At 61.5% G+C, this 1,006-nt stretch carries 1 protein-coding gene; it reads left to right on the top strand.

All coding sequences use genetic code 11. The features are described from left to right. Window positions 1-204: 204 nt before the first annotated feature. On the top strand, window positions 205-1,006 hold an 802-nt coding region (locus EN994_RS32960; protein WP_281060228.1), incomplete at its 3' end, for an MHYT domain-containing protein.

Raw genomic sequence — 1,006 nt, forward strand, 5'->3', positions numbered from 1 at the left:
CGGTTAGCCGGCTTAGCGCGACGACAAGCGCGCCAGGAACCACCGTCGGGACCGTCAAGCTGGCTTTCGGCGTGTCAGCCCTGATTGCAGCCGCAGCAACCCGAAGAGACACGCCAAGGTTGCAGCCGACTTTATCGATCCCTCAACGGCAACGCGCTACTCAATCCTGCTGCCCTGTTTATTTCCAAAGCTCAGGTGAAATAAATGCTGACGGTCTACAATTGTATCGTCAACGAACATGATCTGAGACTGGTCGCACTCGCCGCGTTGATCTGCGGAATTTCCTGCTTCTCTGCTGTCAACCTGCTTCAGCACATAAGCCGTTCCACAGATCGGAACCGGCTTGCCTGGCTGATGATCGCGGCCACTTCGACCGGCTTTGGCATCTGGGCAACGCACTTCATCGCCATGCTCGCATTCACACCGGGCATACCCAGTGCCTATGATCCGGCACTCTCCGTGCTTTCGCTCGCTGCTTCGGTCACTTTGACGGCAGCCGGCATGTGGATCGCCACCTTGCGGGATGAGTTCGACTATCATCTCGTCGGCGGCGCCGTGCTGGGCGGCGGTATCGCAGCCATGCACTACATCGGCATGGCGGCGTTCGAGGTTCAGGGCCGTATCGAGTGGAACCTGTTGCTTGTCGCCGTTTCCCTGCTGGCCGGCGTAACGCTCGCGGCGCTGGCGCTGCGTGTCGTGCAGCGCCGCCCCTCCTTGAAGGCGACATCCGGCGGCGCGGTGCTGCTGACGCTGGCGATCTGCACCCTGCATTTCATCGGGATGGGTGCCGTCTCGATCTTCCCCGATCCCTCGATCGTCATATCCGAATACACGATCGAGCCGACCTCGCAGGCTTTCGCGGCCGCCGCCGCCACACTGGTGATCCTGGTTCTGTCGGCATCGGCGCTGTGGATCGATTTGCGCTTCCGTCGCCAGAAGCTCGAGGTCGACCGCATGCACGGCGGCATTGGCCAGGCCGTGCATGCGGTCGACCTCGAGCTTCTGG

The sequence above is a fragment of the Mesorhizobium sp. M7A.F.Ca.CA.002.09.1.1 genome (assembly GCF_003998555.1).
In the GTDB taxonomy this organism is placed as follows: domain Bacteria; phylum Pseudomonadota; class Alphaproteobacteria; order Rhizobiales; family Rhizobiaceae; genus Mesorhizobium; species Mesorhizobium ciceri.